15 protein-coding genes are annotated in these 17,194 nt (G+C 66.9%); 10 read left to right on the plus strand and 5 right to left on the minus strand.

All coding sequences use genetic code 11. The features are described 5' to 3' along the window. Nucleotide 1 precedes the first annotated feature (1 nt). Together AC56KL_RS14640 and AC56KL_RS14645 are read left to right on the plus strand one after the other, a co-directional pair. Nucleotides 2–928: a metallophosphoesterase family protein gene (locus AC56KL_RS14640; RefSeq protein WP_497181008.1), complete on the plus strand. Its 927-nt coding sequence runs from the start codon at nucleotides 2–4 to the stop codon at nucleotides 926–928. A 145-nt stretch (nucleotides 929–1,073) separates the two neighbouring features. Then, nucleotides 1,074–3,875, plus strand: coding sequence for a M16 family metallopeptidase (locus AC56KL_RS14645; protein WP_497180888.1), 2,802 nt, complete (start codon nucleotides 1,074–1,076; stop codon nucleotides 3,873–3,875). Nucleotides 3,876–3,924: 49 nt separating this feature from the next. Here the strand turns inward: AC56KL_RS14645 and AC56KL_RS14650 are convergent, their stop codons facing one another. Then, on the minus strand, nucleotides 3,925–5,910 hold the full coding sequence (locus AC56KL_RS14650) for a BCCT family transporter (protein ID WP_497180889.1): 1,986 nt from the start codon (nucleotides 5,908–5,910) through the stop codon (nucleotides 3,925–3,927). A 480-nt stretch (nucleotides 5,911–6,390) separates the two neighbouring features. Here AC56KL_RS14650 and AC56KL_RS14655 point away from each other — a divergent pair, with 480 nt between their 5' ends. The 4 genes from AC56KL_RS14655 to AC56KL_RS14670 all read left to right on the plus strand — a co-directional run bounded on the left by AC56KL_RS14655 (nucleotide 6,391) and on the right by AC56KL_RS14670 (nucleotide 9,606). Beyond that, nucleotides 6,391–7,134: a MarC family protein gene (locus AC56KL_RS14655; protein WP_497180890.1), complete on the plus strand. Its 744-nt coding sequence runs from the start codon at nucleotides 6,391–6,393 to the stop codon at nucleotides 7,132–7,134. Then, nucleotides 7,127–8,161, plus strand: a complete 1,035-nt coding sequence (locus tag AC56KL_RS14660) for a porin (protein ID WP_497180891.1) — start codon at nucleotides 7,127–7,129, stop codon at nucleotides 8,159–8,161. The genes AC56KL_RS14655 and AC56KL_RS14660 overlap by 8 nt, the downstream gene beginning before the upstream one ends. A gap of 96 nt (nucleotides 8,162–8,257) precedes the next feature. Then, nucleotides 8,258–8,584, plus strand: a complete 327-nt coding sequence (locus AC56KL_RS14665) for an ArsR/SmtB family transcription factor (protein WP_497180892.1) — start codon at nucleotides 8,258–8,260, stop codon at nucleotides 8,582–8,584. After that, entirely contained in the window at nucleotides 8,581–9,606 is a 1,026-nt protein-coding gene (locus AC56KL_RS14670) for a cation diffusion facilitator family transporter (RefSeq protein ID WP_497180893.1), read from the plus strand. Before AC56KL_RS14665 ends, AC56KL_RS14670 begins: the two co-directional genes overlap by 4 nt. 71 nt (nucleotides 9,607–9,677) lie before the next feature. On the opposite strand, the gene cysK is transcribed toward AC56KL_RS14670, so the two are convergent. The 3 genes from cysK to tcdA all read right to left on the minus strand — a co-directional run bounded on the left by cysK (nucleotide 9,678) and on the right by tcdA (nucleotide 12,299). Next, nucleotides 9,678–10,610, minus strand: coding sequence for a cysteine synthase A (gene cysK, locus AC56KL_RS14675; RefSeq protein ID WP_497180894.1), 933 nt, complete (start codon nucleotides 10,608–10,610; stop codon nucleotides 9,678–9,680). Between the two features lie 142 nt (nucleotides 10,611–10,752). Beyond that, nucleotides 10,753–11,298, minus strand: a complete 546-nt coding sequence (locus AC56KL_RS14680; protein WP_497180895.1) for an FKBP-type peptidyl-prolyl cis-trans isomerase — start codon at nucleotides 11,296–11,298, stop codon at nucleotides 10,753–10,755. A 53-nt stretch (nucleotides 11,299–11,351) separates the two neighbouring features. Continuing rightward, on the minus strand, nucleotides 11,352–12,299 hold the full coding sequence (gene tcdA / locus AC56KL_RS14685; RefSeq protein ID WP_497180896.1) for a tRNA cyclic N6-threonylcarbamoyladenosine(37) synthase TcdA: 948 nt from the start codon (nucleotides 12,297–12,299) through the stop codon (nucleotides 11,352–11,354). Between the two features lie 88 nt (nucleotides 12,300–12,387). On the opposite strand from tcdA, the gene pdxH reads away from it, so the two are divergent. Continuing rightward, a complete protein-coding gene (gene pdxH, locus AC56KL_RS14690) occupies nucleotides 12,388–13,605 on the plus strand; it encodes a pyridoxamine 5'-phosphate oxidase (RefSeq protein ID WP_497180897.1) in 1,218 nt (405 codons plus the stop codon). Nucleotides 13,606–13,667: 62 nt separating this feature from the next. After that, a complete protein-coding gene (locus AC56KL_RS14695) occupies nucleotides 13,668–14,921 on the plus strand; it encodes a class I SAM-dependent methyltransferase (RefSeq protein WP_497180898.1) in 1,254 nt (417 codons plus the stop codon). A gap of 96 nt (nucleotides 14,922–15,017) precedes the next feature. Here the strand turns inward: AC56KL_RS14695 and msrA are convergent, their stop codons facing one another. Then, nucleotides 15,018–15,557, minus strand: coding sequence for a peptide-methionine (S)-S-oxide reductase MsrA (gene msrA, locus AC56KL_RS14700; protein ID WP_497180899.1), 540 nt, complete (start codon nucleotides 15,555–15,557; stop codon nucleotides 15,018–15,020). Nucleotides 15,558–15,675: 118 nt separating this feature from the next. Here msrA and AC56KL_RS14705 point away from each other — a divergent pair, with 118 nt between their 5' ends. After that, nucleotides 15,676–16,179, plus strand: a complete 504-nt coding sequence (locus AC56KL_RS14705) for a flavin reductase family protein (RefSeq protein ID WP_497180900.1) — start codon at nucleotides 15,676–15,678, stop codon at nucleotides 16,177–16,179. A 173-nt stretch (nucleotides 16,180–16,352) separates the two neighbouring features. Next, entirely contained in the window at nucleotides 16,353–17,189 is an 837-nt protein-coding gene (locus AC56KL_RS14710) for an SDR family NAD(P)-dependent oxidoreductase (protein WP_497180901.1), read from the plus strand. Nucleotides 17,190–17,194 lie beyond the last annotated feature (5 nt).

Consider the following 17,194-nt stretch of genomic DNA (forward strand, 5'->3'; position numbering starts at 1 on the left):
GATGATCCCGATGGCGCCGCGCCTGCTGGGCGGGCTGGCGCTGCTCGCAGCCGCCGGTCCGGGGAGTGCGCAAGCCGCGCCCCCTGACGCCTCCACCGTGTACACGGTCTATGCGGCGGGCGACATCGCGCGCTGCAAGCACCCCGACCCGCGCTGGTCCGGCGCCGCGGCCACCGCCAGGCTGGTGGAGCCCCTGTTGCGCGCCAATCCGCGCTCAGCCGTGCTGACGCTGGGCGACCACACCTACCCGGTCGGCGCAGCGAGCGAGTTCGAACGCTGCTATGGTCCGACGTGGGGGCGCTTTCGCGAACGCACCTGGCCGACGCCCGGCAACCACGAATATGCGACACCCGGCGCCGCTCCCTACTTCGCCTATTTCGGCGCGCGGGCCAGGCCCGAAGGACGGAGCTGGTACCGCCTGCGGCTCGGCAGCTGGCTGGTGCTGTCGCTCGACAGCAACCTGACGGGTGCGGCGCACGCCGGGCAGATCGCCTGGCTGCGCGACACGCTGGCGAGCGAAAAAGCCGCCTGCACTCTCGCCTTCTGGCACCATCCGCTGTACACCTCGGGCGGCCACATCGGCTACCAGGGGCGCATGCGCGATGCCTTCGCGCTGCTGCACGCGGCCGGCGCCGAGATCGTCCTGTCCGGCCACGACCACGACTACGAACGCTTCGCACCGCAGGATGCCGACGGCCGGCTCGACCGGGCCAGGGGCGTGCGCCAGTTCGTGGTCGGTACCGGGGGCGCCTATGCCACGCCCTTCCTGCAGTTCACGCCCCACAGCGAAGTGCGCGAAGCCAGCTACGACGGCGTGCTGGAGCTGCGCCTGCTCGACGGCGCCTATGCATGGCGCTTCCTGCCGGCCGACCCGGGACGGGTGCCGGCGGGCGCCACGCCGGACCACGGGCGTGGCCGTTGCCATTGAATCCTTGGCACGCTGTTACTGAATTGCCACTGAATTGCCACTGAATTGCCACTGAATCGCCACTGAGTTGCCACAGGCCTGCCATTGAGCGCCACTGAAGGAGCACTACATGAGATACTTCCGGCTGCTCGTCCTGATATCGATAATGACCACATTCGCTCCACCTTCCGGCGCCCAGACCGCGCCGACGCCCCTGCCCACTGTCGCTTTCGAAAAAACCACGCTGTCCAACGGCCTGCAGCTGATCCTGGTCGAAGACCGGCGCCTGCCGATCGTCGCGGTCAACATCTGGTACCACGTCGGTCCCGCCAACGAGGCGCCCGGGCTGACCGGCTTCGCCCACCTGTTCGAGCACATGATGTTCGCGCAGACGCGCCACATCCCGCGCGGCGTGGCCGACCGCCTGCTGGAGGGCGCCGGCGCCACCGACAGCAACGGCGGCACAGGCTACGACCAGACCAGCTACTACGACACCGTGCCGTCCAACCAGCTGGAACTGGCGCTGTGGGTGCACGCCGACCGCATGGGCTACCTGCTCGACGTGCTCGACCAGAAAGCGCTCAGCATCCAGCAGGACGTGGTGCGCAACGAGCGCCGCCAGACCGTCGAGGACGAACCCTACGGCCTGGTGGAAGAAGCGCTGGCGCATGCGCTGTTCCCGAAAGGCCACCCCTACTACGCTTCGATCATCGGCTCGCACGCCGACATCCAGGGCGCGAAGCTGGACGACGTGCGCGAGTTTTTCGCGCGCTACTACGGCCCGAACAACGCCAGCATCGTCATCGCCGGCGACATCGACAAGGCCAAGGCGCGCGCGCTGGTCGAGCGCTACTTCGGCAGCCTGAAGCGCAGCCCGCCGGTCGCGCGTCCCAGCGTGCTGACGCCGCCGATCACGAGCGAGCGCCGGGTGGTCGTGCACGACCGCGTGGAATTGCCGCGCGTGTTCATGGGCTGGCTCACCCCTTCCGCCTACCAGCCCGGCGACGCCGAGCTGGCGGTGGCGGCCGAGATCCTCGGCGGCGGCAAATCGAGCCGGCTGTACAAGACACTGGTCTACGAGCGCCAGATCGCCCAGGACGTGGACGCCAGCCAGAATTCCCAGGGGCTCGCCTCGACCTTCGTCATCGACGTCACCGCCCGCCCGGGACACGACGCCCGCGAGCTGGAAGCAGCGATCGACGCCGAGCTGGCCCAGCTGCGCGAGCACGGCCCCTCGCAGCGCGAGGTCGAGCGCGCCCGCAACAGCCTCGAAACGGCCCTCCTGAGCGCCGTCGAAAAGCTCGGCGGCGACGGGCTGGCAGACCAGCTCAACCACTACAACCTGTACACGGGCGACCCCGGCTACCTGGCCAAGGACGTGGAACGCCTGCGCCGCATCACGCCAGCCGACGTGCAGCGCGTCGTGCGCAGCTACCTGCGCCGGGAGGCGCGTGCGGTCGTCACCGGCCTACCGGGCAAGCCGGTCATCGACGATCCGCGCTTGCCGCGTGCGCCAAGGGCGGCCAGGGCTGGCAAGCCCGCTGCGAGTGCGTCGACCCTGCCGCCCATGAACACGCCCGAGCCATGGCGCGCGCAGAAGCCGAAGGCCGGCCCGGCGCCGCGTTTCACGCTGCCGCAGGGCGAGTCATTCCGGCTCGCCAACGGCCTCACCGTGATCCACCATTACAACCCGGCCCTGCCCCTGGTATCGAGCCAGCTGGTGGTGCGCAGCGGCAGCGCCGACAACCCGCAAGGCATGCCGGGCCTGGCCGGCTTCACGGTGCAGATGCTGGAAGAAGGCACGGCCACGCGCAGCGCCCCGCAGATCGCCGACGAGATCGCGCAGCTCGGCGCCTTCCTCGATACCGGCAGCAGCGTGGACGCGTCCATCGTGTCGCTGCTGTCGCTGCGCGCGAGCTTCGCCCCTGCGCTCGACGTGTTGGCCGACATCGTGCAGCGTCCCGCCTTCCCCATCGCGGAAGTCGAGCGGCAGCGCGCCAGCCGGGTTGGCGACCTGATCCAGCAGCGCGACGACCCCGAAGCCGTGGCGGCGGTGGCCGCGGCCGGCGCGCTGTACGGCAGCAAGCATCCGAAAGGCTACGGCCAGCTCGGCACTGAGCCGGCGATCCGCAGCGTGACGCGCGACGACCTGGTGGACTTCTGGCGCCGCCACTACGTGCCTGGCAATGCCGCGCTCGTGGTGTCGGGCGATATCTCGCGCGCCGAACTGAAGGCGCTGGCGGAGGCGCGTTTTGGCGCCTGGCCGCAGGCCAAGGCGCCCGGCGGCGGCCCGGGCGACCCCGCCGGAACGCGGGCGCGCCTGGTCCTCGTGGACCAGCCGGGCGCGGTGCAGACCGCACTGCGGGTGACCGGCATCGGCGTGGCCCGCGATACCGAGGACTTCGCAGCTCTGCAAGTCATGAACGGTGCGCTCGGCGGCATGTTCTCCAGCCGCCTCAACGACAACCTGCGCGAGACCAAGGGCTATACCTACGGCATTTCCTCGTACTTCCGCTACGACCGCACGCCGGGTCCCTTCGTCATCGCCGGCAGCGTGCAACGCGAGGCCACCGGCGACTCGGTGCGCGAGATCCTCAAGGAAGTGAACGGGATGCGCGACGCACCGCTGCCGGCTTCGGAGCTGGCCGCGGCGCGCGACGCCCAGGTGCTGTCGCTGCCGGGGCAGTTCGAAACCAATGCCGACATCGGCGCCAGCCTGAGCGAGAGCTTCATCTACGGGCTGCCGCTCGACTACTACGCCCGCCTGCCCGGCCAGCTCGCCGGTGTCACGGCGGAGCAGGTGCAGGCGGCGGCGCGCGAGTACCTGGTACCGGAGCGCCTGAGCGTCGTGGCCGTCGGCGACGGCAAGCGCATCCTGCCGCAGCTGCAACAGCTCCACCTGGGACTGATGGAAATACGAGACAGCGATGGGCAGCCGGCGCCCGCGCGCCAGGGCAGGCCTCGCTGAGGACGGGCTGGCTACCTCGAACCCGCAATGCACCGCATGCCTGCCGCCGTCACGGCAGCCGTCGCACATGGCGGAAGCGGGCGTAACGGTTCAGCAGGTCGTTGATCAGCTGGTCGCGGGTGTAGCCGGTCACGTCGTGCTGCTGGTCGCCCTCGGAGCCCTGGGCCATCGCCCGGTAATGCCGGCGTTCCTGCGTCGCCCCGCTCGTCCCGGCCCAGGCAAAGCTGGGAGAGCGGAAGCTGCGCGCGCGGACCGTGTACCGGAACACGCCGCGATCGCCGTGCGGCACCTGCAGGTCGAGCTGGCCGTCGCGATAGTGCGATTCCGGCGCCAGGCCGTTTTCCCGCATCTGGGCCTCCACCGCTTCCAGCGCCGATCGCGCCGTCTCCTCCAGGAAAACGCTGATCTCGGCCTTGTCGTGGAAACTGGTGATGTTGCTCAGGCGCTGCTGCCAGCTCAAGCTGGCGGATTCCGGCAGCGTATCGACGGCGGCCGAGAGGTCGATGGCCCCCTTCACTTCCGTCTGCAAGGCCCGCAGCAGGCCGTAGCAAATGAACAGCATGATGATGGCGAAGGGCAGCGCGCTTGCGAGCGCCGCCGTCTGGAGCGCCTGCAATCCTCCCGCGACCAGCAGCACGGCCGCCACCACGCCTGCGCAGATGGCCCAGAAGACACGCTGCCAGACCGGCGGATTCTCCGCCGCGCCAGAGGTGATCATGTCGATCACGAGGGCGCCCGAATCGGCGGAAGTCACGAAGAAGGTAATCACCAGCAGGGTGGCGATGCCGGAAGCGATCGTCGAGAGCGGCAACTGCTCCAGTACCTCGAACAGCGCCACGGGCAGGTTGTCGGCGACGGTCCGCGCGATGGGCGCCACGCCACCCAGGTCGAGTGCGATGGCGGTGTTGCCGAAGACGGTCATCCACAGGAAGGTGAACAGCACCGGCACGAACAGGACGCCGGTCACGAACTCGCGGATGGTGCGTCCGCGCGAGATGCGGGCAATGAACATGCCGACGAAGGGCGACCACGAAATCCACCAGCCCCAGTAGAACAGCGTCCAGTCGCCGAGCCAGGTGTTGGGCTCGTAGGCGTACATGCGGAAAGTCCTTTGCACGACCGCGCCCAGGTAGGCGCCGATGTTCTGGACATAGGCCTGGAGCAGGAAAACGGTCGACCCGGCAATCAGCACGAACACGAGCAGTGCGACTGCCAGCACGATGTTGAGTTCGGACAGGCGCTTGACGCCCTTGTCGAGTCCCATCCCGGCCGACAGGGTCGCGAGGCCGGTGATGACGACGATCAGGATGACCTGCACCGTCGTGCTGACGGTGAGGCCGAACAGGTGGGCGAAGCCGGCATTGACCTGCAGCACGCCGAATCCCAGCGAGGTCGCGACACCGAACATGGTGCCCAGCACGGCGAAGATATCGATGACGTGGCCGATCGGACCGTGGATCCGCTTGCCGATCAGTGGGAACAGGGCCGAGCGCAGGGTGAGCGGCAGGCCGCGCCGGAACGCGAAGTAGGCCAGCGCCAGCCCGATGACGATATAGATTGCCCAGGCATGCACGCCCCAGTGAAAGAAAGTCAGGACCATCGCCTGGCGGGCCGACTCGACCGTGCCGCCCTCGCCCACCGGCGGCCGCGAATAATGCTGGATCGGCTCGGCGACGCCGAAGAACAGCAGGCCGATGCCCATGCCGGCGCTGAACAGCATGGCGAACCAGGACAGGTAGCTGTATTCGGGCTCGCTGTCGTCGGGACCGAGCTTGACGTCGCCGTACCGGCTCAGCATCAGGAAGATCACGAAGATCAGGAACAAGGCCACGGCCAGGATATAGAACCAGCCGAAGTCACGCACGATATGGGCCTGGAGCGTGGCGAACACGCTTCCCGCCCCGTCCGGGAACAGGGCGCCGAGCAGGACGAAGGCAAGGATCAGGAAGGCCGAGATAAAGAACACGGGCGGATTGATCTGCATCCGCATGCGCGGGGCCGCATGGGCAGTCTGCTTCGGATCGGTATCGGACATCGATGCATTTCCTTCACTGTAACGCTGCGCGAATCGCCTGGCGCGCTCCCATCGGATGTTCGCCCCACGGGCCGTGCAGGCCGGCGCGGTGCGGGAAGCCGGGACGATTCGCCGGCATGCCTGCCGCAGGCGTGTTGCAAGAACGAGGCGCCGGTCGTACCCTTCAGTCCTAGCATGGGGAAGCTTATCATTCACGGGTCCTGTCAACAGCCCGATTGAACGCGTGTCCCGCCCGTCGGCGGCGTATGCGCCATGGCGGACGGCTTCCCGCCGCGCCTGCGCACCAGGGCTGCCGTGCGTCCGCCATGCCGCGTCTTCATGTAGAGTGGGTGGCGCGCATGATCCGGTCTCGCACGGACACGGTCTTTCCCTAGTACGACGACCCTCGTATCCACGAAAGATGACGATGCACTTCCTACGCTTTCCCGGGCTTTCTGTCCCGCCCCTGCCCGGGGCCGGACACGGTCGATGCGGCGTGCCATGACAGTCGACCTGTTGCTGGCAGCCGCCAGGAGTTTCCTGTTCGTGCTGGTGACCATGCTGCCCATTCTCAATCCGGCCGCGACGGCGCCCATCTTCCTGAGCATGACCGACGGCGCTTCGCCCGCGACCCGCACCCTGTTGGCGCGCCGTATCGCGCGCAATATGTTCTGGCTGATGAGCGGGTCGATGCTCATCGGTTCGTATGTCCTCGATTTTTTCGGCATTTCGCTTCCCATCGTGCGGATCGGGGGCGGTCTGCTGCTGGCCTCGGTCGCGTGGCGCCTGCTGGGCGCCACGCCGCAGACCCAGGACAGCCGGGCAGCCCTGGCGGAAGCCTTCACGCCGGACCATGCTCACCGGCAGGCGTTTTATCCACTCACCTTTCCCATCAGCTGCGGTCCGGCCTCGATCTCCGTCGCCATCACCGTCGGCGTTACCCTGCACGATGTGGAGCTCGTCGTTTCCCTGGCGCGCATGGGCGCCGCCCTGGTGGCGCTGGCCGTCATCGGCGTCCTCCTGTATCTCGCTTTCCGCTATGGGGAACATTTCCTGCGCCTGATCGGCGAAGCCGGCACGGCGGTCTTCCTGCGGCTGACGGCCTTCATCCTGCTCTGTCTCGGCGTGCAGATCGTCTGGGATGGCGTCCGCGAATTGATGATGGAAATAACGGCTTTCTCCACGCAGCCTCCGACGATCCACACGGCGCGGCGCTTAACGCTTGCCGGGGCGATGCATGGCTGAATGTCGTCCGCCCTGGGCAGCCGTCGCGCTCGCCGTCCCGGTCTGCATGGGCTGCAAGGGGGCGGCAGCGCAAACGCCCTTTGTCGTCGATGCGTACGGTTCGCTGCGCATGCAAGCGGAAAGGGTGAGCCCGGACCGACGCGACCGCCTCGGTGCGTACACGTCGGTGCGGGACGCCTACTCGCGGCTGGGAGTGAAGGTCGAGTATCCGCTCGATGCCGGGCTGGCGCTGGTGGGACAGCTCGAGGTCCCCGTCGATTCCGCCAACGTCCGGCTGCGCGACCCCTACGACCGCGAAGACCCGCTGCGGCTTGCCCACATCGGGTTGCGCGGGCGGTTCGGCACGATCAGCTACGGCCAGCAGTGGATGCCCTACTACAATGCGATTGCCGCACCGACCGACATGTTCAGCACCTACTACAGCGGTTTCGCGACCTATACCGTGTTCCGGGTTTCCCGGACGCTTGCGTATCGATCGCCGGAGCTCAGGGGACTGTCCTTCGCCGCTGCGTACGCGGGCAGCGCTGCCAACCTCCGTTCGACCTCGCGCATCGCTGCACGGCGCTGGCAGGCGAGCGCCGCCTATACCCATGGCGATACCCGCATCGCCGTGGGTATCGACGACCGCGGCAATGCGGGCCATGGGCATAACCGGCTGGTCGGCCTGTCCGCCAGTCATCAGCTTGGCAAGCTGTATCTCGCAATGAAGTACGAGATATTCGACACCGGCAATCGCCAGCCAGGCAGCTTTTCAAGCGACGGCAATCGCGCCGTCAATCTGTTTGGCAGTTACGTCCTGGGGAAGAGCACCCTCAAGCTGATGCTTGCGAAACTGGAAAACTACGGCGGCAATATCGTCCATGCCGGCGTCGACTACAAGCTGTCCGACCAGCACACGCTCTTTGCTGAAATGTATCGTGAAGCTGACACGGCCGCCCTGACGGGGCCGCGGGGCGGATTGGCGGACGTGAATGCCTGGATCGGTGGCGGGCATGTTCTTGCGGTCGGCTTTCGCTACGATTTCTGAAGCGTAGCGCGAAGCCTGGCCGGGCCATCCGATCGACGCCGCTTGCCTCGGCTCGCCATCTGGCATAACATGTGAACAAATCTTCACATATTGAATATGACAACTCCATCCGAATTCGAACACGCCGCCGGCGCTGTCGAGGAACTGGCCGACCTGTTCCACCTGCTCGGCGACGCCACCCGCCTGCGCATCGTGCTGGCCTGCCTGGCCCAGCCGACCGCGGTGGGCGACATCGCCGCCTCGCTCGACCTGTCCAGTTCGCTGGTCAGCCACCACCTGCGCCTGCTGCGCGCCGCACGCATCGTCAAGGCCGAGCGCCACGGCAAGCAGGTCTTCTACTCGGCTGCCGACGCCCACATCAGCGGCCTGCTTGCCAACATGTTCGAACACATCGCCGAACCAGCCAACGGAATGGACGCATGAGCACCACGCACGCACACGACCACCATGGTCACGATCACCACGACCATGACCACGGCCACGACCACGGTCACCATCACGGTTTCGGCCACCACCATCACCACATGCCCGACCCGGCCGGCAACGGGCGCGCGTTTGCCCTGGCGATCGGCGTCAACGCGCTGTTCGTGGCGATCGAATTCGTCTACGGCTTCATCGCCCACTCCACCGCCCTGATGGCGGACGCCGGCCACAACCTGTCCGACGTGCTCGGCCTCATGCTGGCCTGGGGCGCGGCGGTGCTGGCGAAGAGCGCGCCGACGGGACGCTACACCTATGGCCTGCGCGGTTCGTCGATCCTGGCGGCGCTGGCCAACGGCCTGCTGCTGATGGTGGCCTGCGGCGCCATCGCGTGGGAAGCCGTGCAGCGCTTCACCGAACCGGCGCCCGTGCAGGGCATGACGGTGGCGATCGTCGCGGCGATCGGCGTCGTGATCAACGGCTTCTCGGCCTGGCTGTTCATGGCCGGCAGCAAGGGCGACCTGAACCTGCGCGGCGCCTACCTGCACATGGCCGCCGATGCCGCGCTGTCGCTGGGCGTGGTGATCTCGGGGCTGGCCATCATGGGCACCGGCTGGACCTGGATCGACCCGGCGGTGAGCCTGGCGATCGTGGTGGTGATCGTGCTCGGCACCTGGTCGTTGCTGCGCGAATCGGTGCTGCTGTCGATGGCGGCGGTGCCGCCCGGCGTGGATGCGGGCGCCGTGCGCGGTTTCCTGTGCGGCCAGCCGGGCGTGAAGGAAGTGCACGACCTGCACATCTGGGCCATGAGCACCACCGAGAACGCGCTGACGGCCCACGTGGTGATGCCGGGCGGGTATCCGGGAGACCGGGTGCTGGACGGGATGGTGGCCAAGCTGCGGAGCGACTTCGGGATCCACCATTGCACGCTGCAGGTGGAGGAAGGAACGACGCATCATGACTGTGCGCTGGAGGGTCATGATCATGGGCACGATCATGACCATCATCAAGCGCATGCGCACTGAGTGCGATTCAAGCTGAAAGACGATACGAAGCTGGATTCCCGCCAAGGCCCGGGCGCAGTGACAACGCTCGCTTAGCCAGCCAGGTTCGCGTACAGCGCCGTACTCAAATACCGTTCCCCGAACGAGGGAATGATCGTCACGATCAGCTTCCCCGCATTCTCCGGCCGCTGCGCCACCTGCATCGCCGCCCACAGCGCAGCCCCTGACGAAATGCCGACCAGCAGCCCTTCTTCGCGGGCCGCCGCGCGCGCGGTCTCGAAGGCATCCTCGTTCTTCACGGTGATCACTTCGTCGTAGACGCCGGTATTGAGCACGGCCGGCACGAAGCCGGCGCCGATGCCCTGGATCGGGTGCGGTCCCTTGCTCCCTTTCGACAGCATCGGCGAGGCTTCCGGTTCCACGGCAATGGTCTGGAAGCCCGGCTTGCGCGCCTTCAGGACTTCGCTCACGCCCGTGATGGTGCCGCCGGTGCCGACGCCGGCCACCAGGATGTCGACCCGGCCGTCGGTGTCGCGCCAGATTTCCTCGGCCGTGGTGTTGCGGTGGATCTCGGGGTTGGCCGGGTTGTTGAATTGCTGCGGCATGAAGCAATTCGGGTCGGAGGCCACCAGTTCCTCGGCGCGGCGGATCGCACCCAGCATGCCTTCGCTGCCGGGCGTGAGCACCAGCTCGGCCCCATAGGCGCGCAGCAGCATGCGCCGCTCGTTGCTCATGGTTTCCGGCATCACCAGCCGGCAGCGGTAGCCGCGCGCGGCGCACACCATCGCGAGCGCGATGCCGGTGTTGCCGCTGGTGGGTTCGACGATGATCGTGTCGGGCTTGATCAGCCCGGCCCGCTCGGCCGCTTCGATCATGGCCAGGCCGATGCGGTCTTTCACGCTGTGTGCGGGATTGTGGTACTCGAGCTTGCCGACGATCTCGGCAGCCGCGGTCGGGGCCAGCCTGCGGATCCGTACGAGTGGGGTGTTGCCGATGAGTTCAGTAACATCATTCGCGATGCGCATGCCGGTCTCCGATTAAGTGACGCCCCTGACAATTCCCACCATGGCGGCGTTGCATCGTCTCGCCGTACTGGCGTACTGGCTCGCGGTCCGCCGCAGCGGCGATGCGCCTTGCCCTGGTGGTTTTGTCAGGCGCTATTAGACTTTATTTGATGTTCACCAGTTCGACATCGAAAATCAGGTCGGCATCGGGCGGGATCATGCCGCCGGCGCCGCGCGGACCGTAGGCCAGCGCGCTCGGGATGACCAGGGTGCGCTTGCCGCCGATCTTCATGCCAGCCACGCCCTGCTCCCAGCCCTTGATGACGCGGCCGGCGCCCAGCTGGAACTCGAGCGGATCGCCGCGGTCGAGCGAGGAGTCGAACTTCTTGCCGCGCTGCTTGGGCGCCAGCGGCTTGTGCAGCCAGCCGGTGTAGTGCACCAACACCGTGGCGCCCGGGGTGGCTTCACGGCCCTTGCCGACCACCCGGTCGATGATCTCGACCTGCGGCGCCGGCGGAGCCGGAGGCGCCTGGACCTGCGGCGCCGGTTGGGCGGCCTCGGGCTGGGTCGCCTGCGGCACGGTCTGCTGCTCGGGCGCGGGCTGGGTGGTGGGCTTGGACGCGTCCTGTTGCTGGGCGGCGGTGTCCTGGGCGGCGGCGCCGGCGGCAGCGGCCAGCAGCAGTGCTGCGAATGCGGTACGACGGATCATGTGGGCTCTTCCATCAAAGTGATCAATAAGGGCACGGATGCCCGTAACTGATCCTATGATAGCAAGGCCTCTTCCGCTTGCACAGTTTGCTCTTGAGTAACAGTCGTAACAGTCTCGGCGGCGGCATCCACCGGCTCCGCGTTCGCGACGTCCGCGTCCGCGACGTTCGCGTTCGCGACGTCCGCGTCTGCGGCGTCCGCCAGCTTGCGCAGCAGGTGGCCGGCCGCCACCATGCCGAAGGTCGCGGTGACGACCATGCTCGATCCGAAGCCGGCGCAGTTCAGGCCGGTGACGCTGTTCGGGTCGAGCGTGCAGGCGTCGCCCGTTTCCGGGTAGCGCAGCGGTTCCATCGAGAACACGGCGTCGATGTGGTACTTGTTCTTTTCGCCCTTGGCGAAACCGTACCGCGCGCGCAGGATCTTGCGCACCTTTTTCAGCAGCGGCTCCTGCTCGGTGCGGGCCAGGTCGCGCACTTCGATTTTCGTGGGGTCGGTCTGGCCGCCCGCGCCGCCGATGACGATCAGGGGCAGCTTGTTGGCGCTGCAATACGCGATCAAGGCTGCCTTCGATTTGACGCCGTCGATGGCGTCGACCACGTAATCAAAACCCTTGTTGGCGATCATGCTCTCGATGTTGTCCGGATCGATGAAGTCCTCGACCAGGGTGACCTTGCAGAACGGGTTGATCTGCGCGATGCGCTCCTTCAGGGCCTCGATCTTCGGCATGCCGATGGTCGAGGTGAGCGCCTGCAACTGGCGGTTGATGTTCGATTCGGCCACGTTGTCGAGGTCGATCAGGGTCAGGTGGCCGACCGCGCTGCGCGCCAGCGCCTCGACGATCCAGGACCCGACGCCGCCGACGCCGATCACGCAAACGTGCGCCCCACGGAAGCGTTCGAGCGCACGCTCGCCGTAGAGGCGCGCAATCCCGCCGAAGCGGCGTGCAAAATCGACTTCGTCGTCAAAGGTAGCGGCGAGCGTAGGGGTGGCAGTCAGGTTCATCCCGCCATTTTAACGGACCTCGCTTGCGCATCTGCACTAAAATAGCTCCTAGTCAATCAAATTCTTCTCGTGTGTCAACAAAACACCCATGACCCTGAACCTCCACGACACCGCCCCCGACTTCGACCAGCCGATCGCCGTCCTCAAGCATTGCCACAACCGCATCCGCAAGCAGCTGGCGACCCTCGACAAGCTGCTCGCCCACCTGCCGGAATTCGGCGCCGACGAACAGGCGCGCCAGGCCGCGCAAGCGGTGCTGAACTACTTCGAGAAGGCGGCCCACCTGCACCACGACGACGAGGAGCAGGACCTGATCCCGATGCTGCGCGCCGTGGCCCATGGCGAGGACGCGGCCACGCTGCAGGCGCTGGCGCCGGTGATCCTGCAGGACCACAAGGACATGGACGCACTGTGGCAGGACTTGCACGAGCAATTGACCGCCATCGCCGAGGGGCATGCGGCGACGCTGTCGGCCAGCGCCGTGCAGCGCTTCTGCCAGCGCTACCTTGCGCACATGGAGCGCGAGGAAGGCACGATGGCGCCGATGGCGCTGCGCCTGTTCAGCCCTGGGCAGATGGCGCAACTGGGCCGGGCGATGCAGGTGCGCCGCGGGATCGCCCAAGCTGCGGGTGAACCCGCGGAAGGAGCCGCGTCTGCCCCGTCGATCGGCCAGGCCGTCGCCGACCTGCGCAAGGACTACGGCCAGGCCAGCCTGAACGAGTCCGATGTGATGGATGACCCGATGCTCCAGTTTACCCAGTGGTTCGAGCAGGCCCTGAAGGCCGAGGTGAACGAGCCGAACGCCATGTCGGTGGCCACCGTCGCTGCCAACGGCCGTCCGAGTTCGCGCATCGTGCTGGTCAAGCAGTTCGACGAACGCGGCTTTACCTGGTACACCAACTACGACAGCCGCAAAGGCCAGGAGTTAGAGGACAATCAATACGCAGCGCTGTTGTTCTTTTGGAGCGAACTCGAACGTCAGGTTCGCGTCGAAGGACGAGTAGAGCGTACATCGGGCGAGGAAAGCGACCGGTATTTCCGCAGCCGGCCGCTCAAGAGCCGCCTGTCGGCCATTGCCTCGCAGCAAAGCGCTCCCATCGGCAGCCGTGCCGAGCTGGAACAGAACTACGAGGCCGTGGCACGGCAGGCGGGTGAAGATCCGGCGCGTCCAGGCAACTGGGGCGGTTTCCGCCTCGTGCCCGAGCGCCTGGAATTCTGGCAGGGGCGCCGCTCCCGCTTCCACGACCGCATCGTCTACGAGCGGCGGGAAGACGGCAGCTGGACGCGCCAGCGTTTGCAACCCTAGGCCGGACGCCGCGCAGGTCGCATCGTGCGCGGCGCACCGGCTTGCACAGCCGGAGGTGCGCCGTGTTCGAGCAAATGGTGTTGTCCGCCTGGAACGCAGGCCTGCGTGACAAGCTGTCCCTGCCCCTGCGGGTGGAACTGTGGGATGGCCGGCAACTCGAGTTTTCCTCCGCGACGCCGGGCGCGATAGCGGGCGCACCCCCGGGCGACCCGTCGCCGCGCGTCACCATCCGGGTGCCCGACCGCGCCGCCCTGCGCTACCTGCGCTCGCCCTCGCTCTACAGCCTCGGCCGCGCCTATGTCGAGGGCGCGATCGACATCAAGGGGCGGGCCGCCGATATCATCAACGTCGGCAACGCCCTGGCCGCCTGCCTGGACAAGGGACGCAGCCGCCTGGGCCGGATGCTCCGTCTCGGCGACCGTCTTGCGCCCCATACGCGCGAGACCGACGCCGAAGCGATCCGCTACCACTACGACGTCTCCAACGACTTCTACGCGGCCTGGCTCGACCCGGCCATGGTGTATTCCTGCGCCTACTTCGAGAACGGCGGCGAGGACCTCGCCACCGCCCAGCAAAAGAAGATCGACCACGTCCTGCGCAAGATCGACCTGCGCCCCGGCCAGCTGCTGCTCGACATCGGCTGCGGCTGGGGCGCCCTGGTGCTGCGCGCCGCGCAGGCATTCGGCGCGCGCTGCATCGGCGTCACCCTGTCGGAAAACCAGGCGGCCCTGGCGCGCGAGCGGGTTGCGCGCGCCGGCTTGTGCGGGCAGGTCGAGATCCGCCTGCAAGACTACCGCGACGTCGACGGGCAGTTCGACCGCATCACCAGCGTGGGGATGTTCGAGCACGTTGGCGTGCAGCAGCTGCCCGCCTACTTCTTACGCGTGAACCGGCTGCTCGCGCCCGACGGCGTCGCGATGAACCACGGGATCACGACCAGCAATGTCGACAACAGCGCCACGCCCTACGGCGGCGGCGCCTTCATCGGCCAGTACGTGTTCCCGCATGGCGAACTGGCGCACCTGTCCACCGTGGTGCGGGCCATGCAGGAAGGCGGCCTGGAAGTGCGCGACGTGGAAAACCTGCGCCGCCATTACGCCCGCACCTGCGCGATCTGGACCGACAATGTCGAGAACAATGCGGAGCACATCCGGACGCTGACGGACGAAAAGCGTTTCCGCATCTGGCACCTCTACCTGGCCGGCTGCGCGTATGCCTTCGCCCATGGCCGCATCAGCCTGTACCAGATCGTGTGCGGGAAGGCGGAAGGCGATGTGGCGCGACTGCCCTGGTCGCGCAGCTACATGTACCGCTGACCACGCCTGCCGACGGCGCGTTCAGCAATCGGCAAGATCAGCGGGCACGGCATTGCAAGGGCAAACTACCACCGCGCGGTCGGCAAGCCGAGCGCCCTACTTCAAACGCGCGGAAAAGGTCTTGCGAAACTTCGCCACCTTCGGCGCCACCACGAAGGCGCAGTAGCCCTGCAGCGGATGCTGCGCGAAGTAATTCTGGTGATAGTCCTCGGCCTTGTACCAGGTTTCCTGCGGCAGCAGCTGGGTCACGATGGGCGCGTCCCACACCGCCGCCATCTCGGCCATCACCTGGCGCGCGGTCGACTCCTGCTCCGGCGAGTTCGTGAAGATTACCGAACGATATTGTGGGCCGACATCGTTGCCCTGGCGGTCGGGCGTGGTCGGGTCATGGATGGTGAAGAAGATCTCGAGGATGTCGCGGTAGCTGATCACCGAGGGGTCAAACTCCACGCGCACCACTTCGGCATGGCCGGTGGTGCCAGCGCACACTTGCTCGTAGCTTGGTTTGTCCACGTGGCCGCCCATGTAGCCCGATTCCACGCGCGTCACGCCACGCGCTTCCAGGTAGACCGCCTCCACGCACCAGAAGCATCCTCCACCCAGGATGGCTATTTCATTCGCTGTTTGCTCGCTCATCGCACACCTTGATGTCGTCAGTTTTGATAGTTCTTAATGTAACGCAAAGCAGAGGTGCGTGCAGTGCGCTTTGGTCGCGGAAGCGGCCGGGGGCCCGACAGTGGCATAATGGCGTTCAATGAATACACGTGCTCCCCGCGCCACGACGCGCGGCTTCGATTCGGCGCATTTTCGCCATGCCCTGTCGCAATTCGCTACCGGTGTCACCGTCATCACCACGCGTCTTGCCGACGGCTCGTTCCGCGGGCTCACCGCCAGTTCCTTCAACTCGGTCTCGCTCGAGCCTCCGCTCGTCCTGTGGAGCCTGGGCGCCGGCGCCAACAGCCTGCCCATCTTCAGCGGCAACTCGCATTACGTCATCAACGTGCTGGCCGCCGGCCAGCAGGAACTGGCGCTGCGCTTCTCGCGCCGCACCGAGAATCCCTTCGAGGGCGTCGACTACGAACTGTCGCGCACCGGCCTGCCGATCCTGAAGGGCGTCTCGGCCTGGTTCGAATGCCACAACCGCAGCCGCTATCCGGAAGGCGACCACGTCATCTTCGTCGGCGAAGTCGAGGAGTGCGCCGTGCATCCGCAATCGGCCCTGCTGTTCCACAGCGGACGATTCGGCGCGACCGGCTGATCGCCGTCAGGGTGCAGCTGGCGAGGATCGCGCCAGCTCTTCAGGTTTGCAGCTGGCGAGGATCGCGCCAGCTCTCCGGAGTATCAGGCAAGTCCGAAGGCAGCTCCCGCCCTACCATCTCTTCACCTTGACGCCGCATCGTGCGGCGCCTGGCAATTCATGGAGAAGAGAACATGTCCAAAGTCTGGTTCATCACGGGCGCCGGCCGCGGCATCGGTGCGGAAATCGCCCACGCAGCCCTTGCCGCCGGCGACCGCGTCGTGGCCGCCGCCCGCAGCCTTGCACAACTGCAATCCACCTTCGCGGCGGCCGATCCGGCACGCATCGCGCTGGTCGAGCTCGACGTTGCCCGGGAAGCGCAGGCCCCCACGGCGATCGAGGCAGCCCTGGCCCGCTTCAGCCGCATCGATGTGCTCGTCAACAATGCCGCCTACGGCCTGCTGGGCAACTTCGAGGAACTGTCGCCGCAAGAAATCCAGCATCAGTTCAACGTCAACGTCTTCGGCGTCATGCACGTGCTGCGTGCGGCCCTGCCGGTCCTGCGGGCGCAGCGTGCCGGCCACGTCATCAACATCGCCTCGATCGCCGGTCGTGCCGGATTCGACGGCGCCTCGGTGTATTGCGCCACCAAGTATGCCATCGAAGGCCTGTCGTCTTCGCTGTCGCTGGAACTGGCCAAGTTCGGCATCGCGCTGACCACCGTCGAGCCGGGCTTCTTCCGCACCGACTTCCTTGACCAGAGCTCGGTCCGCTACGGCCAGAAAGTGATCGAGGATTACGCCGTCCATGGCTCGGTCGAGAATGCCTACGGCGCCTACCATGGCAAGCAGCTGGGCGATCCGGCCAAGCTCGGCGCTGCCGTGGTCGAGCTGGCCGGCATGGCGCATCCGCCGCAGCATTTCCTGGCCGGCAGCGATGCGCTGGCCATGGCGCACGCGGAAATCGACGCGCGGCTTACCGAAATGAACGCCATGGCCGAGCTGTCGCGTTCGACGGACCACGCCGCCTGAGCAGC

It is taken from the genome of Telluria sp. ZB4P34 (assembly GCF_059686055.1).